Here is a 17,246-nt window from a genome sequence, read left to right as displayed (position 1 = left end):
ATCATGCTGACAGCAGAAAAACTCCGCCAGCAAGACAGCTCGGACGGCGTGTCGCGGCGCGCGCTCCTCACCGGTGGGCTCGCCACCGGTTTCCTGCTCGCCTTTCATCTGCCGCTGCGCGCGGCCGTCAACGAGCCGGAGCAGCCGAAGGACGCAACCGACGGCAAGTTCGCGCCCAACGCCTTTATCCGCATCGACGAGAGCGGCCAAACCACGCTGATCATGCCGCAGGTGGAGATGGGCCAGGGTATCTACACCTCGATCTCGATGATCCTGGCCGAAGAACTGGACGCCGATTGGGCAAAGGTTGCGGTGCTGCACGCACCGCCGAACGACAAGTTCTACGCCAATCCCGTCTTCGGCTTGCAGGCGACGGGTGGCTCGACCTCGATCCGCGCCTGGTGGAAGCCGCTGCGCGCTGCGGGCGCCAGCGCGCGGGCAATGCTGGTGCAGGCCGCAGCAGTGCAATGGCAGGCCGAGCCTGCGAGCTGCACGACGTCGAAAGGCGAAGTCGTGCACGCGGCAAGCGGCCGCAAGCTCGGCTATGGCGAACTGGCGCTGGCCGCGCAAGGCGAGACGCCGCCGAAGGATGTCCCGGTCAAGGACCCCAAGGACTTCGTCTATATCGGCCAGCCCCTGAAACGGCTGGATACGCCGGACAAGGTCAACGGCAAGGTCGTCTACGGCATCGACGCGATCCTGCCGAACATGAAGATAGCAACGGTGGCTGCCTGCCCCGTATTCGGTGGCAAGGTCGGCAAGGTCGACGACAGCGCTGCGGTGAAAATCCCGGGTGTGCGCAAGGTCGTGGTCCTCGAGGACACGGTCGCGGTGATCGGCGATCACATGTGGGCGGCAAAGAAAGGCCTCGAAGCGCTCAAGATCGAATGGAACGAGGGACCTAACGCAAAGCTCGGCACAAAGGACATCTGGCAGCATCTGCGCGCCGCCATCGAGAAGGACGGCGCGGTCGCAAAATCGGTCGGTGACATCGCCAAGGGTCTTGCGAGCGGCGACAAATTCGAGGCGAGCTTCGAACTGCCGTTCCTCGCGCACGCCTCGATGGAGCCGATCAACGCGACAGTTCACGTCAGGCCGGATGCCTGTGAGATCTGGACCGGCACGCAGATCATGACGCGCGTGCAGTCGGAGGCCGCAAAGGCCGCCGGCCTTCCCGTCGACAAGGTGATCGTCAACAACCACCTGCTCGGCGGCGGCTTTGGCCGCAAGCTCGAGCCGGACATGGTGATCACGGCGGTGAAGATCGCCAAGCAGGTCGATTATCCTGTCAAGGTGATATGGACCCGCGAGGAGGACATCCAGCACGACGTCTATCGCCCGGTCTATCGCGACCAGGTCACCGCGACTCTGGTCGACGGCAAGGTGGCGGCCTGGAAATACAAGATCGCCGGTTCGGCAGTCATTGCGCGCTGGCTGCCCCCGGCGTTCCAGAAGGGAGTCGATATCGACGCAGTCGACGCCGCCGTAGAGACCCCCTACGACTTTTCCAACTTCCACGTCGAATATGTCCGCGCCGAGCCGCCGGCGGTGCCGACAGGCTTCTGGCGCGGCGTCGGCCCGAACAACAATGTGTTCGCATTCGAATGCGCAATGGACGAGCTTGCGCGCAAGGCCGGCAAGGATCCGGTCGAATTCCGCCGGAGCATGCTGACCAAGAGTCCGCGCGCGCTCGCGGTGCTGAACCTCGCCGCCGAGAAGTCCGGCTGGGGCGAAAAGCTGCCACCGCGCGTCGGCCGCGGCGTCTGCGTGCAGCCCTCGTTTGCGAGCTTCCTTGCGACCGTGGTGGAAGCCGAGATCGACGACATCGGCGAGATCGTGCTCCGCCGCGTCACCTCGGTGGTCGACACCGGGATCGCGGTCAACCCCGACACGGTGAAGGCGCAGATCGAGGGCGGCCTGATCTTCGGCCTCACCGCCGCACTCTATGGCGAGATCACCATCGACAAGGGTCGCGTGCAGCAGTCGAACTTCCACGACTACCGCATGATGCGCATCAACGAGACGCCGAAGATCGAAGTCACCGTGGTCAAGAGCGGCGAAGCGCCAGGCGGCATTGGCGAAGCCGGCGTCAACGCCGGACCGCCTGCGCTACGCAACGCGATCTACGCTGCAACGGGCGTGGCGCTGCGGCGCCTGCCGATCGACCGTTCACTGATCGCCGTGGGGAAGAAGGCATGAGACGGGTAAAGCGTATCCTGTTGAGCCTTGCAGTGATCATCATCGCGGCTGTTGCGATCGGCGTCTGGATCGTCCGTGGCCCGGGCCCGCTTGATTTCGCAGGTGGCAACAAGGCGGCCGTCGCCGACTACCGCGCCGGCAGGCCGACCGGCGTGCCAGCAGCGCTGGAGAAAGCGAGCCTGGTGGAGCGGGGCGAATATCTGGCCAAAGCGGCGGACTGCATGGTCTGCCACACCAAGCCGGGTGAGAAGCAATACGCCGGCGGGCTGGCGTTCAAGCTGCCGTTCGGCACGCTCTATTCGACCAACATCACGGCTGACAAGGAAACCGGCATCGGCAATTACAGCGACCAGGATTTCCTCAACGCTGTCCAGCGCGGCAAGCGCCATGACGGGGCGATGCTCTATCCGGCGATGCCCTATGCGTCCTACACCTACATGACGGACGAGGACCTGCTGGCGGTGAAGGCCTATCTATTCAGCCTGCCGCCGGTGCGCGCGCCGGCGCCGGAGAACACGTTGGCGTTCCCGTTCAACCAGCGCTGGGCGATGCTGTTCTGGTCGGCGGTGTTCAACCCGGACACGCGCTTTGCGCCCGACACCTCGAAGAGCCCGGAGTGGAACAGGGGCGCCTACCTCGCCGAAGCGCTCGCCCATTGCGGCGAGTGCCACACGCCGCGCAATCTCGGCTTCGCGCTCGACAACCGCAAGAAATTCGCGGGCGCCGTGACCGCCGGCTGGCGCGCCTTCAACATCTCCTCCGACAAGGCCACCGGCCTCGGCAATTGGAGCGACGAGGCGCTCGTCTCCTACCTCTCGACCGGCCATGCGCTCGGCCACGGCACCGCCTCCGGGCCGATGGGCGAAGCGGTCGACAACAGCCTGAGCCAGCTCGCGCCGGAAGACGTCCGCGCCATCGCCGTCTATCTGCGCAGCGTACCGCCGCAGGCCTCGCCCGACCTGCCGGCGACCACGGCTCCCGCAGCACCTGCCTCGCACAAGCAAGGCGTAACGGCGGATGCGAGGGGCAAGATGGTGTTCGAGGGCGCCTGTGTGAGCTGCCACGGCTGGACCGGCGAGAGCCTGGTGTCGCCGACGGCGACGCTGACCGGGTCGTGGGCGGTCAACGATCCCGCGGCCACCAACGTGGCGCAGATCGTTCTGTCCGGCACCAAGCGCACCACGCCGGACGGCGCGCTCTCGATGCCGGCATTTGGCAACGCCTATTCGGATGACGAGATCGCGGCAGTCGCCAACTATGTCACCGCCCGTTTCGGCGCCAAGGGCTCGAAGCTCACGGCGAAGGACGTCGCGGAGCTGCGGCAGCAGACGGCGCAGTAGGTATTTGGAAGTGCCGTAGCCCGGGTGAAGCGCCAGCGTAACCCGGGGCCGCTGGTAGAGGTTGACGGAGGTACCCTGGGTTGCGCTTCACGCCACCTGGGCTACGAAACCGGTGTCCAATTCGCATCGACGCGAATTGGACGAAGGCAAGGCAATTCACAGCGAGCTTGTCGCGCCGCGAATCGTTGTCCCTCTCCAATTGACGGAGGTCTCCTCGGCAAAGGGGTGCCGAGTCCGGGATCATGCTCTACGCGGCGCGAACGTATCCGTAGCGCAGGTTCGAGGGTTCCTTGGCCCCCAAGGCGTACTCATTCTTGAGCGCCGCCAGGCGGTCCTCTGAAAAGGCTGGCATACTGCTATTGTCAGCGGCCCTCAGCTTGATCTTGTAGAACCTGGTCGCGTTGCCGGCGAAGATCTGCTGCTTGACGGCGCTGTTAGCGTCGCCGAGCGGCGCAAACCCGTACTTCTTCTGCATATCCTCCGGGATTTCGAGCCGGCGTAGCGCCTCGATCTGCCATTGCGGCGAGCCGTACCAAACCGAGTCGGTGCCCCACATCACATGATCCACGCCCATGCCCTTGATCAGCGTGCCGACCAGCGCGGCGCAGAATTTCGGATGCGCGACCGCCGAGTTGGCAAAGGACGTGCCTAGCTCGGCATAGACATTGGTGACGCCGAACTTCTGCGGGATTTCCGCAAGATCGGAGGCCCACTGGATGCGACCCGTTTGTTCGAAATCCACCCATGCCTTGTCCGGCAGCTCGAGGAACGCCCGCAGCGCCGAGTGATAGATCACGAAGTTCATCTGCGGCCAATCCTTGGCTGCCTTTCCGATGTCCCAAGCCGTCGCGTATTCCCAGACGCCGGCGAACGATTTCTCGTAATCGGGCGGCAGCAATCCCTTGTGGATGCACAGCGTGTTGATGCCTGCCTTCACCGCCTTTTCATAGAACGGATACATCACCTGCTCGTCGTCGAGCCGCCACGGGAACTTGGAAGGCGCCAGCGGATCGCCGATCGTATAGGACTTCCAGGAGTCCGGCTTGTAGACCTCGATCGCCTTGTCAACCTCCTCCATCCAGCCGGGCTGTTTGGGCGTTATGACGCTGTGCGCCAGCAGGCGCCGGGAGCCAGCGAAGCCGTTGATGAGTTCGCGCGCCTTGACGATCTGCTCGTTGGAGAGCAGCCACCAGCTCGGATCGTCGAACGGTGCTCCGCTTAAGAGAGCCATATTGGTGTCGCTGTCGTAATAGATCTCTTTAACGTAGTTCTGGAACTTGTACCGGGCGAGCGACGACACGCCTTCCTCCTTCATCTTCGGATTCCAGTGGTCACTCGCAAATTGCGCTAGTCCCAACAGCTCCTTGTGGTCGAAGTCGTCGCGGACAAAGTGGGTCTGAACGTCAAAGATGAACTGCTCGGCAAGGTTTTGCGCCCGGGCAAGCATCAAATCGGGTTCGCGGGCCTCGGCCGGCGCGACTTGAAAGACGTTACCGTAGACATCGTTCATGGCTAGAAAGGCCGCGGCCATGCCGCAGCTCGTGTGCAGGAACTGCCGGCGGCTCAGGCCCAGCCATTTGCCGTTAGAATCAGCAAGCTCGTTAATTCGAGTTTCAACCTTTTTCTGAAGGGCGCTCTGCGGGGGCGGGAGATACTCGCCGTTTGATACGATCTGGGTAGGAATCGGCGTCGCCGCCGATGCCGCTTCAGCGCCGGCAACGAGGCGCTGCTCTCGTTCACTTAGCCAAGTGCTCATCATTCTCCTCCCCGGCTATGTTGGCATGCACCAATGCCGATTGCGCTCATTCGGCCGAGCGCTTGGCTTGCGATCTACGAAAGGCAAATGCGCTCGGCATACGGCGTTCTGTCCGCATCGCGTGATCAGAACAGAAAGACTGCTTGAGAATTTGATGGGATCAGCGGCACCCGTTTAGGTAGCTTAGCTAATGGACTCAACGCCCAAACTCGTATCAGCGCAAGCGATGTAATTCGGCAGCTTCGCTGTCCCAACGCTTCGTCGTCCCCGTTGCTGCGAGCGAGCGCAGCGGATTGCTACGATGCCTATCAGCCGCTCCTCGGGCCGGAACGCATCGCACGTCTGATCGTCGCGGCGGCGACCGCGCGATCGGCCATCAGTGTCTCAGTCGGTTCGACGGCGAAAAGGGACAGCATGAGGCCCACCATCGGCACTGCGGGCATCAGATATCGCGAGACGTCGAGAGTGTGAGCGGCGGCGGCGGTCGCGATCGAAGCCGCCCACATCACGACCACGATGCCTGCGCGCGTCACGAAAGCTGGCCGCCGACGCCGCACGGCTGCCACCGTCCAGAACATGACGGCGATAACGAAGGCAGCGGACAATGCCTTGAACAGATAGGCGGAAGTTACAGGGAAGTCGGACAATAGGCCGATCCGAACCGGTCCGCCTTGCAGATCGTTCGGCTCGGCCGCCCGGCCGTGCCGCGCCATGATCTCGGACACGTGCGGCACGTCGTCGCTGGACACTGGTATGAAAGGCTCGAGTCCATAAGGCGGCCATGCCGACGAAAAGCCATAGGCCATCTGACGAATGAACTTGCCTGCGTAGACCAGCGGCCGATCGCGCGCGGCGGCCAGGAAGATCCGCCAATAGGCTGCCGTTGCCCCGACGGCATGTCCGGTCGTGTCGGCGAAATCCCGATCCAGTTCGCTGTCGAACAGGCACGCGTCGCCAAAGAACCCGAGTACGGGCCAGCGGCCCGGCTCCGCGGCGAAGTCGGTGGCAAGCCGCGCCATTGTGGCATCGGCGCGGTCGCCTGCCGCCGATACGATCTCACCTCGCGCGGCATCGCTTGCGAGCACGATGTTCAGGTGATTGCAGAACAGTGTCTTGGGGACGAACACGGCCGAGGCCTGGTCGGAGCTGGAAACTCCGAACCGTGAGCCGGCAAGGAGAAGCGCCAGCGCCGCCGCGATGGAGGTGGCCATCACGGCAAGGCGCGCGGGCGTCTTCGGCCGGACAAGGCAGGCGCCCACCAGGATGGCGGCGATCGGGACGAGGAGTCCCTGCGATCTCAAGCACGCTGCGATCGCCGCGCACAGGATGGAAGCGACGACCGCGCAGCATCGCGCCGCTCCGTCGATGCAGGTGGCAACGAGCAATCCGGCTGTTGCCAGATTGAGGAAGACCGCAAAGAGAAGGTCCGCGGTGAGCACGTTCGTGAACAGCAACAAGCCCGGATACGTCGCGACCAGGATGATCGGAATCAGCCCGACGGCACTGCGCGTCGCCGCCTGCGCGGTTATCGCAAGCGCCAGCATCAGAACGGCCCAGGCCGCCTGCTGCAGGCGCACGACCGTTCCGAGGTCGCCTCCGAACGCGAACGTCACGGCCAGGAATGCCGGGTAGCCCGGGTCACGCCCACCCGTCACGGTCGGCCGTCCTGCCTCAAGCGTGCGCAGCGCGGATTCCACGAACGGCGGCGTGTCACCCCAGATGACCGGGACCGCCGGCCTGAACGACACGAGAATTGCCAAGAGGAGTGCGGCCCACGCCAGCGCGGCCCATGGCCGCCACGGCGACCCGACGCCGAAGGAGATGGCTCTGCTTTTCATACGCGCTGGAGCTTTTTGGTCGGACCGCACGATCACCGTCCACACGGGATAAGATCCGCCCCGGCGTCATGCTAGACCAGGACGCGCTACATCACCATCGACCGTGAGCGATGGCAGATCGTGAAAGCAGCGCAGCCCGGCAATCAATTGGCCGGACGCTTCGCCAGCACGAGGCCGATGCCCAGCGCGACCATCGCAGCTCCCGATGCCTCTCGCAGGCGGCGAATCAACGCGGGACGTGCTGCTGCGCCTTGGCGGATGCGACTCGCGGCGAAGGCGACCACGATGTCGGCGAGGGTGTTGAGCGCGACCGACACGAAGCCAAGCATCACGAACTGCAAAGCGACGTGGCCTGCGCTCGGGGTCACGAATTGCGGAACGAAGGCAAGGAAGAAGGCTGCGGTCTTCGGGTTCAGCGCCTCGACCAGCACTCCTTCGCGAAACGCCCGTCGCGGCCCGATCGGCGGTGCCGCTGGTCCCCCCTTCAAATCTGGCGATGCGTCCCTGCGGGCCGACAGAAGAGTGCGAAGGCCTATCCAGATCAGATAGGCGGCACCGATCAGCTTCAGCGCTGTGAACAGTTCCGCACTCGCGAGCACGATAGCGGAAACGCCCAAGCCGCCCGCGACGACGTGGACCATGCCGCCCAATCCGGTGCCAAAGCTGGAAGCCACGCCTTCCGCACGGCCGCCAGCGAGGGTGCGTGCAGCGACGTAGAAGATGCCCGGACCGGGCGTGACGGCGAGCACCAAGGCCGCGGCGAAGAAAAGCGCGAATTGAGTCAGATCTGGCATGATCGTGAGTTTTACAGCATCACGGGCCTAGCGCCCAGAGCGCAGATCCTGATCGAACGTCCCACGGATCTCGCGCAGCAGATCATGCGCTTTGTGCCTCCTCGCTCCCGACATATTTCCTCGCTGCGTTAACCATGCACGAGCGCGGCTGAGCAATGGTTCGACGCTTAATGCGCGCTTAACGCTTTTGCGGGACACATAGAGGATCAGCGCAAAATCAAGTCGCAAGAAGTGCGAGTGGAAGTCTGCCCTACCCCGAGGAGGGGGATTGCATGGGACTGCTTCTCATTGGCTTGGTGGCAGGAATGCTGATCGGCTATGGCATGCCTCCGTCTACCCAGGCGAGCTTGCAGATGTGCGGGTCGAAAATCTGTTTCGATGGGAGCGTGCCACCTCAGGCGGAGCCGAAGGCGAGCGCGCCCACGCCCGATACTGCGGCGAAGGCAACGAAGGCTGCAACGTCGGCGAAGCCAGAGAAGCGATCACCGCCCCGTCGGGACACAAGGGTTCCGCGTGGCAAGAACCCGCCGCCGAAGGCGATGGAAGACCGCGCCGCGGCTGCCGGGACATCCGAGGCCGTCCTGAGCAAGGCGAAGATGTCGGTCGCAGCAAAAATGGAAGATCCGGCATCGGCCGAGTTCACGGACGCGAAGCGGGCAATCAGGAAGAATACGCTGGGGCGATCGGTGGACACGATCTGTGGTCATGTCAGGGGAAAGAAGGCGTCGGGCGAGGACACCGGGGAGAAGCCATTTCTGTATCTCGTGAAGGAGGATGACGTCTACGTCGTCGACGGCAAAGCGAACTCAGCCGCGGCGATCGCATATCGGAATATTTGTAACTGAAGCGTGACACCGGGAAAGCGGATACCGGTGACCAACGTGCGCGTTCGATCGGCCAGAGGCTTGTGCCAAAGGCCGGTTGCGCGACGCTGGATCATGATCCGATTAGACGGAATCGGATCATGATCTCATCTCTTTGTTTGAGCATGATCTTCCTGCGCAAACGCTTTGCGTTTGTCGCAGGGAAAACCGGTTTCCACTTTTCCGAATCATGCTCTCGTCATTGGCATGGAAATGATTGGGGTAGGGCGGCAATTCCTTCAATTGAGGATATTATGGACGACCTTGTCTCTGCTGCAGAGCGGCTCAACGGATCGCTGCCGTTGCCGGTCCTGCTCATCATCGATCCGCTCACGCTGGCGCGGACCTGCATTCTGCACATTCTCAGACAGGAGCTGAGCGGATTCGAAATCGTCGAGATGGCCACGACCGACAATCTCGGCTGCGCCACGGGACGCGACGTTCGGCTGGCAACGCTCAGCATCGGGGACAAATCGGTGGCTGATCCCTCCGTCGCCGGCGACCTCGCGCTGCTCGCCGATTGCTGCCCCAACGCCTCGATCGCCCTGTTCTGCAACCGGGACGACGAAGCCACCGCGCTTGCAGCCCTGCATCGGGGCATCAAAGGCTTTTTTCCGACCTCGATCCCGGTCGAGCTCGCTGTCGCCGGCTTGCGTCTTGTTCTCGCCGGCGGCGTCTACAGACCGCTTTCAATTGAAGGGCAGGACGGGTCCTCTAGCTGCGAACCGATCTACCATAGCCCGTTGGCGCCGATATATCTGGCAAACCAGGACCAGATCGAATTCACGCCTCGCGAGCAACACGTGCTTGCGGAATTGGAGCTCGGCCTGCCCAACAAGCTGATCGCCGCCAAACTGAAGCTTTCGGAAAACACGGTGAAGATGCACATTCACCACATCATGCGGAAGTGTGCCGCCCGCAATCGGACCGAGGCCGTGCTGCGCTGGCGCGCAAGATCGACCGTTCACCGCGGACCGGAGCCCGGCGCATTCTCGTCATCCTGATCTGGCTATTCCTGCCGTCGCTCAGTCTTCACTGAAGGCGGTGTGGAAGCTGTCGAGCAGAGGCCGCAAGGCGTAGATCGCCACGGTGCCGCGCCCGGTTGTGATGAACACCTGGGCCGGCATTCCCGGAATGATCTTCAAGCCATTCTCCACGATCTTGGAATCCTGGACGCGGATTTTCGTCGCGTAATATGGCTGGTCGGTGCGCTTGTCGAGCAATCGATCGGCCGATACGTGCATCACCGTTCCCTTGAGACGCGGGACGCGACGTTGATTGTAGGGCAAGAGGTGTACGTCGGCGTTCAGCCCCGGATGAACCACGTCGATGTCCTCCGGCTTCAGGCGCGCGATCACGACCAGCCTGTCCTGCCGGGGCACCAGATCCATCAGCGCGGCGCCGGCGCCGATCACGCCGCCTGGCGTATGAACCCGCAGGTCGGTTATCACCCCGTCCTCGGGTGCCTTGACCTCCGTTCGGGACAACTGGTCCTGCGCCGCCAGCAATTTTTCGCGCAATTGAAAGCCCTGGTTCTGCGCCTCGCGCAACGACTGTGCGATCTCGTTCTGCCGGTCGCTCTCGAGCTTCAGGAGCGTCGCCTGCGATTCGCTGATCACCTGCTTGGCGCGCGAAATATGCGCAATGATCTCGCCGCGCCGTCCCTCGATATCGGCCAGCTCCCGCTCAAGGTTCAACAGGCGCGGACGGCGCTCGAGTCCCTTGTTGACCAGGATGGTCACCATGTCGAGCTCTTCGCGCACGATCGTGGCCCGCTGCACCACCGCGTCTTCCTGCGACTTGAGCCCCTCGATCTCCTTTGCGACCTGAAGCCGTTTTTCCCTGAGGATGGTGGCCTGGGACTGGAACACCTGCCGGCGCGTTTCAAAGATGTTCTGCTGTGCCGCCAGCACCGAATCGACCGAGCCGCTCGTGCTTCGGATCCTGTCGAGCCATGTCGGAAACGAGATCTGCTCCTGCCCCTGCTGCTCGGCCAGAAGCCTTGCCTCGCGTGCGGCCGCGTCCCACAACTGCCCCTGCAGGCTTTGCACCTCGGCGCGGGCCCTGGTGTCGTCGAGCGCGATCAGCGTCTGTCCCGCGCTCACGGCGTCGCCGTCGGCGACCAATATTTTCCTGATGATGCCGCCCTCGAGGTGCTGGATCGTCTTCCGGCTCGATTCCGATTCGACCACGCCGGACGCGATCGCCGCGCTTTCAAGCGGAGCAAAGGCCGACCAGATTCCCAGACCCAGCACAAAGCCGACGACCAATAGATTGCCGGCCAGGGTGACGTAGCCGAGCCTGTAGCGCGGCGAGGCTTGCGTCGGCGCCGGGCACCAGGGAAACTGCCGTGGCTCGAATTCGTCGATCGCGGTAATCACGACGCCGCTCTCGCGCTTCGGCAGGAAGGCGGGCGGCAACCGCACGAGGGCTCGGAGGTTTGCGATCATGGGAGAGCCGTTTCCTGCGATGCCACTTGGGAAGCCACTTGCGGCCGGCTCAAATACCGCTCGAAGATGTCCTCGCTCTCGCCGAACGCCGTGACCGCGCCGTCCTGCATGATGGCGATCTTGTCCGTCGCCGCGAGGATGCCCATCCGGTGCGTGACGATGACCACGGTGACGTTGGCGATCTTCAGTTGTTCGATGGCATCCAGCAGCACCCGCTCGCCGGTGTAGTCCAGGCTGGCATTCGGCTCATCCAGCACGACCAGCCGCGGCTCGCCAAAGAATGCCCGCGCCAGCCCCAGGCGCTGGCGAAATCCGCGCGAGAATATGCCGCCGTCATTGGCGACGATGGTATCGTATCCCAGCGGCAGCCGCAGGATACTCTCGTGAATCCCGGCGAGCTTGGCGGCATGCATGACCTTTGGCAGATCGGCGTCGTCCAGTCGGGCGATGATATCCTTGATCGTCTCTCCGACGAGATCGATGTCCTGCGGCAAATAGCCGAGGTAACGGCCCTGCCGCCCTCCGCGCAGGGCCGAGATGTCGGTCTCGCCGAGCAGGACGCGCCCCTGCCCCGGCAACAAGATTCCGGCAATGATGCCTGCGAGTGTGGACTTGCCGGAGCCGGACGGACCGATGATGCCGAGGCACTCTCCGCGCGCGAGCCGGAACGAGATGGTCTTGATGGGAAACCACTCGCCTTCCGAAACCTTCGCGCCGATATTGTCGACGACAAGATCGCCCGTCGACTGTTCCGGCGGACTGTCCGTGTTTTCGGTCGTAGGTGGAACGGCGGCAAGGACGTTGGTCAGCCGCTGATAGGCATCCAGCGCTCTCTTCAGCGCTTTCCAGCTTGCAACGGCGCCTTCGACCGGCGCCAGCGCCCGGCTGAACATCAGCATCGTGACAAAAATGATCGCCGCGCTCTTGCCGTGATCGAGGACGAGCCACGCGGCTGCGCCCATGATGAGAACTTGCGCCAATGAACGCGTCGGCTTGGCGATCAGCATGATGATCTCGTTCCGCCGCTGCGCCAGGTCGTGCTCGCTTTGCGCGTTCCGCGCATCCACGTAGACACGGCGCGCCACGTCGTCCAGCATTCCCATGCTGCGGATCAGGTGAACGTGGCCTGCGACCATCGCAAGGCGGCCGTAGCTTCTGGACAGGGCGATCGCGGATTTCGCCAGCGCGCTTTCGGTGAGAAGATCGCCGACCACCGTGAGGCCGAACAGAAACAGCACGCTGCAGGCGCCAATGCCCCCAAGCAATGGATGCACGAAAAACAGCACGGCGAGGAATGGCGGAATCCAGAGCGCATCGAGCAGCGTCAGGGACGCGCCTGACTCGACGAACTGACGCACGGCCGTGAGATCGCGATAGGCATCCGAAGCGCGTGCTGAATCGTTACGAAACGCATGATCAAGGCAGGCGGAGAGCACGGTGGGCCGAAGCCGGTCTTCCAGCCAGGCACCCAGGCGCGCCAGGACCGAGCGACGCAGCGCGTCAAGCACCCCGCCCACCACAACCGTGAGTGCAACGATCAAAGTGAGCATCAGGAGCGTTTCATTGCTCCGGCTCGGCAGCACGCGATCGTAGATCTGGAGCAGATAGATCGAGGGAGCGAACAGCAGCAGATTGTAGCTGCAGCTATAGGCGAGCACGATGGCGAGCGAGCCTGCGCAGGTCCGCAGCGCCGCCTGCAACGGCGTCCAGGGCGTCTGCAGCAGACTGAACCGAAGCAGCGGCATCAGCATGATCGTCACCGCCAGAGCTTCAAGGCTTGACCTTTTGCGCGGATCGTTTTGCGGGAAATCTGAGGCCGGCGGCATGGACCGCCGGCCTCAGCCGCCTCAATGAGGCCGCCGATCAGAAAGTACTAACCAATATGCACGTCAACGTCGCCGCCCATGCCGAGGTTGTCACTCCCGCCATCGCCGCCGATGCCCGCCGCGACTTCCTGATGCATGTCCGCCTTCAGGTAGTTCGACTGATGCGCCGTCGTGTTGGCATACACCTTGGACGTGTCGTACCCGCTGGACGAGCTCTGATCGCCGTTCGACTTGGCGTCGCCGCCATAAGCCTTCGAGTACTTCGAAGCCTTGGCGTCACCGCCGTCGGCATCCCAGGATGCCTTTTGACTGACGTAGTCGCCCGTCTTCACGTGTACGTCGGCACCATCGGCCTTGTTCGACGGATCGAACTTGATCGATGGTGAATTGCTGATGCTTCCCTTGAAGTAGCCGTCGCCGCCGTTTCCGACGCTCTGACCGCCTGTGCTGATTGACTTGAAATCGATCGAATCGGAAACCTTGAGAAATCCCTTGCCTTTCGACATTTGAGCCTCCGTGCTGAGTTTACCTCGCGCGACATTCCTCCCTGTCCTGGAAGCGGATGCGCGATGCGAGTTTGTCCGCCGACGACGGGCCCGCGATAGATGCCAAATGGGATGTCATTCGATTCCGCGGACTACGCCCGAAAGGATTACATGCCCTATCGAAATTCGGCGCCCTATCCGATCAGATGAAGATCGGACAACAGATGCATCGCGACGTCGCCCCCCAGCGCAAGATTGTCGTGGCCGCCGTTGCCGCCGATTCCGGCGATCTGAACCGCGCTTTGATCGATGTGAACATTATTGATCTGATCCGCCTCGGCCGTCGAATGCGGCCCGGCGATGGCGATGTTGATGGGAGCATAGATCGCGACGCTGACATCGATGAGACTGCCGGAGAAATGGCCGCTGCCGCCATTGCCCGCGCTGTTGTGTCCGGTTGCGATCGCATTGGAGCCGCCGCCCAGGAGTGCAGAGATGAGCGCTGCGCTGCCGCCCGCCGCGACATTGCCGCTGCCGCCGTCGCCCCCGCTGCCGGCCATCTGGAACGAGGACTGATCCAGATGCACGTCGTTGAGCTGGTATGCCTGGTTGGTGGAATTATATCCGGCGACCGAGATGTTGACGGGATCATAGACAGCGACGGACTTGTGGACGAGGTCGCCATGAAATTGGCCATCGCCGCCGTTGCCGGCCTGATTGCCGCCGGTGTCGATTGAACCTTGTCCGTTGCCGTTGGATTGACCATGAACGGATACGTCGCCACCGCCTGCGGCATTGCCGTTTCCGCCCTGCCCGCCGATCCCTGCGATCTGCACGGCGGACTGATCGATCTCGACCGTGTTCAACTGGCTCGCATGCGCGCTGCCGCCGGGCGCCGCAAACGCGAAGTTGACGGGATGGTAGATGACAACCGGCGCATCCAGCAGCGTTCCAAGGAAATGACCGTCGCCGCCGTTGCCGGCGTGATTGTCGCCTGTCGTGATCCCACTGGCGCCGAAGAAAGAGAGGTCGACGTTTCCGCCCGCGGCAATGTTACCATCGCCGCCACTGCCTCCGATGCCGGCCATCTGCAGCGCGGACTGGTTGATATCAACATCGTTGGTCTGCTCGGCGATGGCGATTGAACCATATCCCACGGATACCGCGATGTTGATCGGCTGATAGATCACCAGGGAGGCGTGAATGATGCCGCCATAGAAAAATCCGTCGCCGCCGTTGCCGGCCTCGTTCGCTCCTGTATCGATCGTGCCAGTATTGCTGTTACCCGAATTGGATTGGTGCGCGGGAGCGCCCCCGAACTGACCGGCATTATTGGGCTGGTGGACATCCGCGTTGCCATGAAGGCTGCGGCCTCCATCTCCAGTCGAATCGAGAGACGGGACGGACGCATTAGATGGCGAGCCGAACGAGGAGCCGCCGGCGCCGTCATGGCTATCGGCCGTGAGATGATGCAAACGGGCCGGCGAGAACTTGGTACCGTACGCGGGATCTCCATCATCCCAAGGATAATGCTGCGGCTGATCATGCAGCCGGATGCTGTCCGACATCCAATCGAACTTCATAGTCGCCTCCCTGGCGGGATCGCTCCGCGCAACGCGACGGACCACTCCCGACCGTGAGGCAATGTCACGCCGTATGCGTGAAAAGCCGAGCCATCAATTCGGATGCAACATTTCGGGTGAGATTGTACAAACGAAATCGGGTCGAAGAGGCGGTATCGCGCACGTCAGCGCACCCCATTCGCAGTCGACGCGTTCTTGAACTAGCCCACCCAAAAACCCGGCAGAGCCGGCTCGAGTCGTCCACCGACGCGTACCGGCGCGATGCGGAGCGCGAGGCCGGTGGCGTCGTCGGTCTCGACCGCAACCCCGCTCAGCGTCGCTTCGCCGGCGGCCGGCTCAAAGCGGCCGGAGGGGATGCCGGTTTGGAAGCGCTGCAGCGGCTCTTCCTTCTGCATGCCGATGATGGAATCGTAGTCACCGGTCATGCCGGCGTCGGTCATATAGGCGGTGCCGCCGGGCAGCACCTGGTGATCGGCGGTGGGCACATGGGTGTGGGTGCCGACCACGAGGCTGACGCGGCCATCGCAGAAGAAGCCCATGCCCTGCTTCTCGGAGGTCGCCTCGCCGTGGAAATCCACCACGATCGCATCCGCCGCCTGCCGCAACGGACATGCCTCGAGCTCGCGCTCGACCGCAGCGAAGGGATCGTTGGAGGGCTCCATGAAGACGCGGCCGATCGCGTTGATGACCAGCGCACGCTTGCCGTTCTTGGTGTCGACGAGCGTGGCGCCGCGGCCCGGCGCGTGGCGCGGAAAGTTGAGCGGGCGGATCAGGCGCGGGGCGCGCTCGATGAACACCAGCGCTTCCTTTTGATTCCACGCATGGTTGCCGAGCGTGATCGCGTCGGCCCCGGCATCCAGGAAGTCCTGGTAGATGGCCTCGGTGATGCCGAAGCCGCCGGCGGCATTCTCGCCATTGACGATGACGAGATCGAGCGACCAGTCACGGATCATGCCGGGAAGATGTTCTAAGATGGCGGTGCGGCCGGTCTTGCCGACGACATCACCGACGAAGAGGATACGCAAATTCAGCTACTCCCGGAAATCGAACGCCTTGCGCTCCGTTAGCACATAATCAAGCGCGACGTCGTGCGACAAAGCCGGAACCGCCTTGATTTCCTGCACCGCAAAGCCAAGCCCGATGCCGATCACGTGCTTGGTCTTGCGCAGATGGGTGAAGGTGAAGTCGTAATAGCCGGCGCCATAGCCGATCCGGTGGCCGACCCGGTCGAAAGCGGCGAGCGGCACCAGCATGATGTCGGGGATCAGCTCGGCCGCAACCGGCGACGGCTCGGGGATACCGAGCGAACCAAGCGTCAGCCGGTCGCCCTTGGCCCAGGCGCGGAATAGCAGGGAATGGCCGCGCGCGGTGACCGCCGGCAGCGCAAGCTGTGCGCCCTGCTCGGCGAGCTTCAGCATCAACGGCATCGGATCGATCTCGCTGCGGATCGGGAAATAGCCGGAGACGATCGTGCCCTGCGCGATCTCAAACGGCAGTCCGCGCTTGGCGATCTTCGCGGCGGCAGCAGTGCGCTCCTCTTCGCTCAGCGCATCACGTCGGGTGAGCGCGGCGCTGCGGAGCTCAGCCTTCGGAGAGATCGCGCGCATGATGTCTTGCTCCACGGTCATCACCCGCGAAGGCGGGTGATCCAGTATTCCAGAGCCGTCAGAGCGTTTTCAAGCGAAGTGGATACCGGTTCGCGTAAAGAAAACGCGTCAAACAAAAATGAAGAGCTTCGGATCAATCAGAACCGATGCTCCAGTGATCAACCTGCGAAGCCGCGGCGTACTGGATACCCCGCTTTCCGGGGTATGGCCGACGCCGGGTACCCGTGAACACCGCATGCAAAAAACAAAGCGCGAAGCCGCAGAGGCCGTTGGAGCGCTCGATCCCGGAGTTCCCTACGAAAGTAGGTGGGCACCATATGTCCGGGTCCACGGACCCGGCCAGGGACAGTTCCCTAAAGGATCGATAAGGCCCCGGGGATATATGGCTCCTGACGCGCAACGCAGCTTCGCAGGGGCTAATGTAGCGATGCGCGCGGCGTTCCGCCAGCGGGAATGGATTTCGGGTGGACGTTACCCTCACCTGAAAGGGGAGGGTAAGACAGCG

At 63.1% G+C, this 17,246-nt stretch carries 13 protein-coding genes and 1 other RNA gene; 4 read left to right on the top strand and 10 right to left on the bottom strand.

Going from position 1 to position 17,246, the window contains the following annotated elements; translation table 11 throughout:
• Window positions 1–3: 3 nt before the first annotated feature.
• Both AC5ZG5_RS02410 and AC5ZG5_RS02405 read left to right on the top strand, forming a co-directional pair.
• Window positions 4–2,199: a xanthine dehydrogenase family protein molybdopterin-binding subunit gene (locus AC5ZG5_RS02410; protein ID WP_456640943.1), complete on the top strand. Its 2,196-nt coding sequence runs from the start codon at window positions 4–6 to the stop codon at window positions 2,197–2,199.
• The gene (locus AC5ZG5_RS02405; protein ID WP_456640942.1) at window positions 2,196–3,539 is read left to right on the top strand and encodes a c-type cytochrome; all 1,344 of its coding nucleotides are present in this window, start codon (window positions 2,196–2,198) and stop codon (window positions 3,537–3,539) included. Before AC5ZG5_RS02410 ends, AC5ZG5_RS02405 begins: the two co-directional genes overlap by 4 nt.
• A gap of 247 nt (window positions 3,540–3,786) precedes the next feature.
• Here AC5ZG5_RS02405 and AC5ZG5_RS02400 read toward each other — a convergent pair whose 3' ends face one another.
• The 3 genes from AC5ZG5_RS02400 to AC5ZG5_RS02390 form a co-directional block, all read right to left on the bottom strand.
• On the bottom strand, window positions 3,787–5,295 hold the full coding sequence (locus AC5ZG5_RS02400; protein WP_456640941.1) for an amidohydrolase family protein: 1,509 nt from the start codon (window positions 5,293–5,295) through the stop codon (window positions 3,787–3,789).
• Window positions 5,296–5,603: 308 nt separating this feature from the next.
• Window positions 5,604–7,133 carry a hypothetical protein gene (locus AC5ZG5_RS02395; protein ID WP_456640940.1) on the bottom strand — a complete coding sequence of 510 codons (1,530 nt, stop codon included), beginning with the start codon at window positions 7,131–7,133 and terminating at the stop codon, window positions 5,604–5,606.
• Window positions 7,134–7,276: 143 nt separating this feature from the next.
• Window positions 7,277–7,927 (bottom strand): LysE family translocator, encoded by a 651-nt coding sequence (locus AC5ZG5_RS02390; RefSeq protein ID WP_130226472.1) that lies wholly within the window; start codon window positions 7,925–7,927, stop codon window positions 7,277–7,279.
• Between the two features lie 272 nt (window positions 7,928–8,199).
• On the opposite strand from AC5ZG5_RS02390, the gene AC5ZG5_RS02385 reads away from it, so the two are divergent.
• Together AC5ZG5_RS02385 and AC5ZG5_RS02380 are read left to right on the top strand one after the other, a co-directional pair.
• Window positions 8,200–8,772, top strand: coding sequence for a hypothetical protein (locus AC5ZG5_RS02385; RefSeq protein WP_245474759.1), 573 nt, complete (start codon window positions 8,200–8,202; stop codon window positions 8,770–8,772).
• Window positions 8,773–9,044: 272 nt separating this feature from the next.
• Window positions 9,045–9,794 (top strand): response regulator transcription factor, encoded by a 750-nt coding sequence (locus tag AC5ZG5_RS02380; protein ID WP_456640939.1) that lies wholly within the window; start codon window positions 9,045–9,047, stop codon window positions 9,792–9,794.
• 21 nt (window positions 9,795–9,815) lie between these two features.
• Here the strand turns inward: AC5ZG5_RS02380 and AC5ZG5_RS02375 are convergent, their stop codons facing one another.
• The 7 genes from AC5ZG5_RS02375 to ssrS form a co-directional block, all read right to left on the bottom strand.
• Complete coding sequence (locus AC5ZG5_RS02375; protein ID WP_456640938.1) at window positions 9,816–11,240, bottom strand: HlyD family type I secretion periplasmic adaptor subunit; 1,425 nt, start codon at window positions 11,238–11,240, stop codon at window positions 9,816–9,818.
• Window positions 11,237–12,991: a type I secretion system permease/ATPase gene (locus AC5ZG5_RS02370; RefSeq protein ID WP_456640937.1), complete on the bottom strand. Its 1,755-nt coding sequence runs from the start codon at window positions 12,989–12,991 to the stop codon at window positions 11,237–11,239. Before AC5ZG5_RS02370 ends, AC5ZG5_RS02375 begins: the two co-directional genes overlap by 4 nt.
• Before the next feature lie 122 nt (window positions 12,992–13,113).
• Window positions 13,114–13,572 carry a hypothetical protein gene (locus AC5ZG5_RS02365; protein WP_028163714.1) on the bottom strand — a complete coding sequence of 153 codons (459 nt, stop codon included), beginning with the start codon at window positions 13,570–13,572 and terminating at the stop codon, window positions 13,114–13,116.
• 173 nt (window positions 13,573–13,745) lie between these two features.
• Complete coding sequence (locus tag AC5ZG5_RS02360) at window positions 13,746–15,134, bottom strand: hypothetical protein (RefSeq protein WP_456640936.1); 1,389 nt, start codon at window positions 15,132–15,134, stop codon at window positions 13,746–13,748.
• A gap of 200 nt (window positions 15,135–15,334) precedes the next feature.
• Entirely contained in the window at window positions 15,335–16,159 is an 825-nt protein-coding gene (locus AC5ZG5_RS02355) for a TIGR00282 family metallophosphoesterase (RefSeq protein WP_456640935.1), read from the bottom strand.
• Between the two features lie 6 nt (window positions 16,160–16,165).
• Window positions 16,166–16,741, bottom strand: coding sequence for a 5-formyltetrahydrofolate cyclo-ligase (locus tag AC5ZG5_RS02350; RefSeq protein ID WP_456640934.1), 576 nt, complete (start codon window positions 16,739–16,741; stop codon window positions 16,166–16,168).
• A gap of 250 nt (window positions 16,742–16,991) precedes the next feature.
• A non-coding RNA gene (ssrS, locus tag AC5ZG5_RS02345) (6S RNA) lies at window positions 16,992–17,152 on the bottom strand.
• Window positions 17,153–17,246: the final 94 nt, after the last annotated feature.

It is taken from the genome of Bradyrhizobium sp. Ses1, assembly GCF_059512365.1.
The sequence above is the reverse complement of the archived record's forward strand: the minus strand, read 5'-3'. Positions and strand labels throughout refer to the sequence as shown.

Coding starts and splice junctions, on each gene's coding strand:
- AC5ZG5_RS02380 (WP_456640939.1), top strand. CDS start 9,045: ATGGACGACCTTGTCTCTGCTGCAGAGCGGCTCAACGGATCGCTGCCG.
- AC5ZG5_RS02370 (WP_456640937.1), bottom strand. CDS start 12,991: ATGCTGATGCCGCTGCTTCGGTTCAGTCTGCTGCAGACGCCCTGGACG.
- AC5ZG5_RS02375 (WP_456640938.1), bottom strand. CDS start 11,240: ATGATCGCAAACCTCCGAGCCCTCGTGCGGTTGCCGCCCGCCTTCCTG.
- AC5ZG5_RS02365 (WP_028163714.1), bottom strand. CDS start 13,572: ATGTCGAAAGGCAAGGGATTTCTCAAGGTTTCCGATTCGATCGATTTC.
- AC5ZG5_RS02410 (WP_456640943.1), top strand. CDS start 4: ATGCTGACAGCAGAAAAACTCCGCCAGCAAGACAGCTCGGACGGCGTG.
- AC5ZG5_RS02395 (WP_456640940.1), bottom strand. CDS start 7,133: ATGAAAAGCAGAGCCATCTCCTTCGGCGTCGGGTCGCCGTGGCGGCCA.
- AC5ZG5_RS02400 (WP_456640941.1), bottom strand. CDS start 5,295: ATGAGCACTTGGCTAAGTGAACGAGAGCAGCGCCTCGTTGCCGGCGCT.
- AC5ZG5_RS02360 (WP_456640936.1), bottom strand. CDS start 15,134: ATGAAGTTCGATTGGATGTCGGACAGCATCCGGCTGCATGATCAGCCG.
- AC5ZG5_RS02405 (WP_456640942.1), top strand. CDS start 2,196: ATGAGACGGGTAAAGCGTATCCTGTTGAGCCTTGCAGTGATCATCATC.
- AC5ZG5_RS02385 (WP_245474759.1), top strand. CDS start 8,200: ATGGGACTGCTTCTCATTGGCTTGGTGGCAGGAATGCTGATCGGCTAT.
- AC5ZG5_RS02390 (WP_130226472.1), bottom strand. CDS start 7,927: ATGCCAGATCTGACTCAATTCGCGCTTTTCTTCGCCGCGGCCTTGGTG.
- AC5ZG5_RS02350 (WP_456640934.1), bottom strand. CDS start 16,741: ATGCGCGCGATCTCTCCGAAGGCTGAGCTCCGCAGCGCCGCGCTCACC.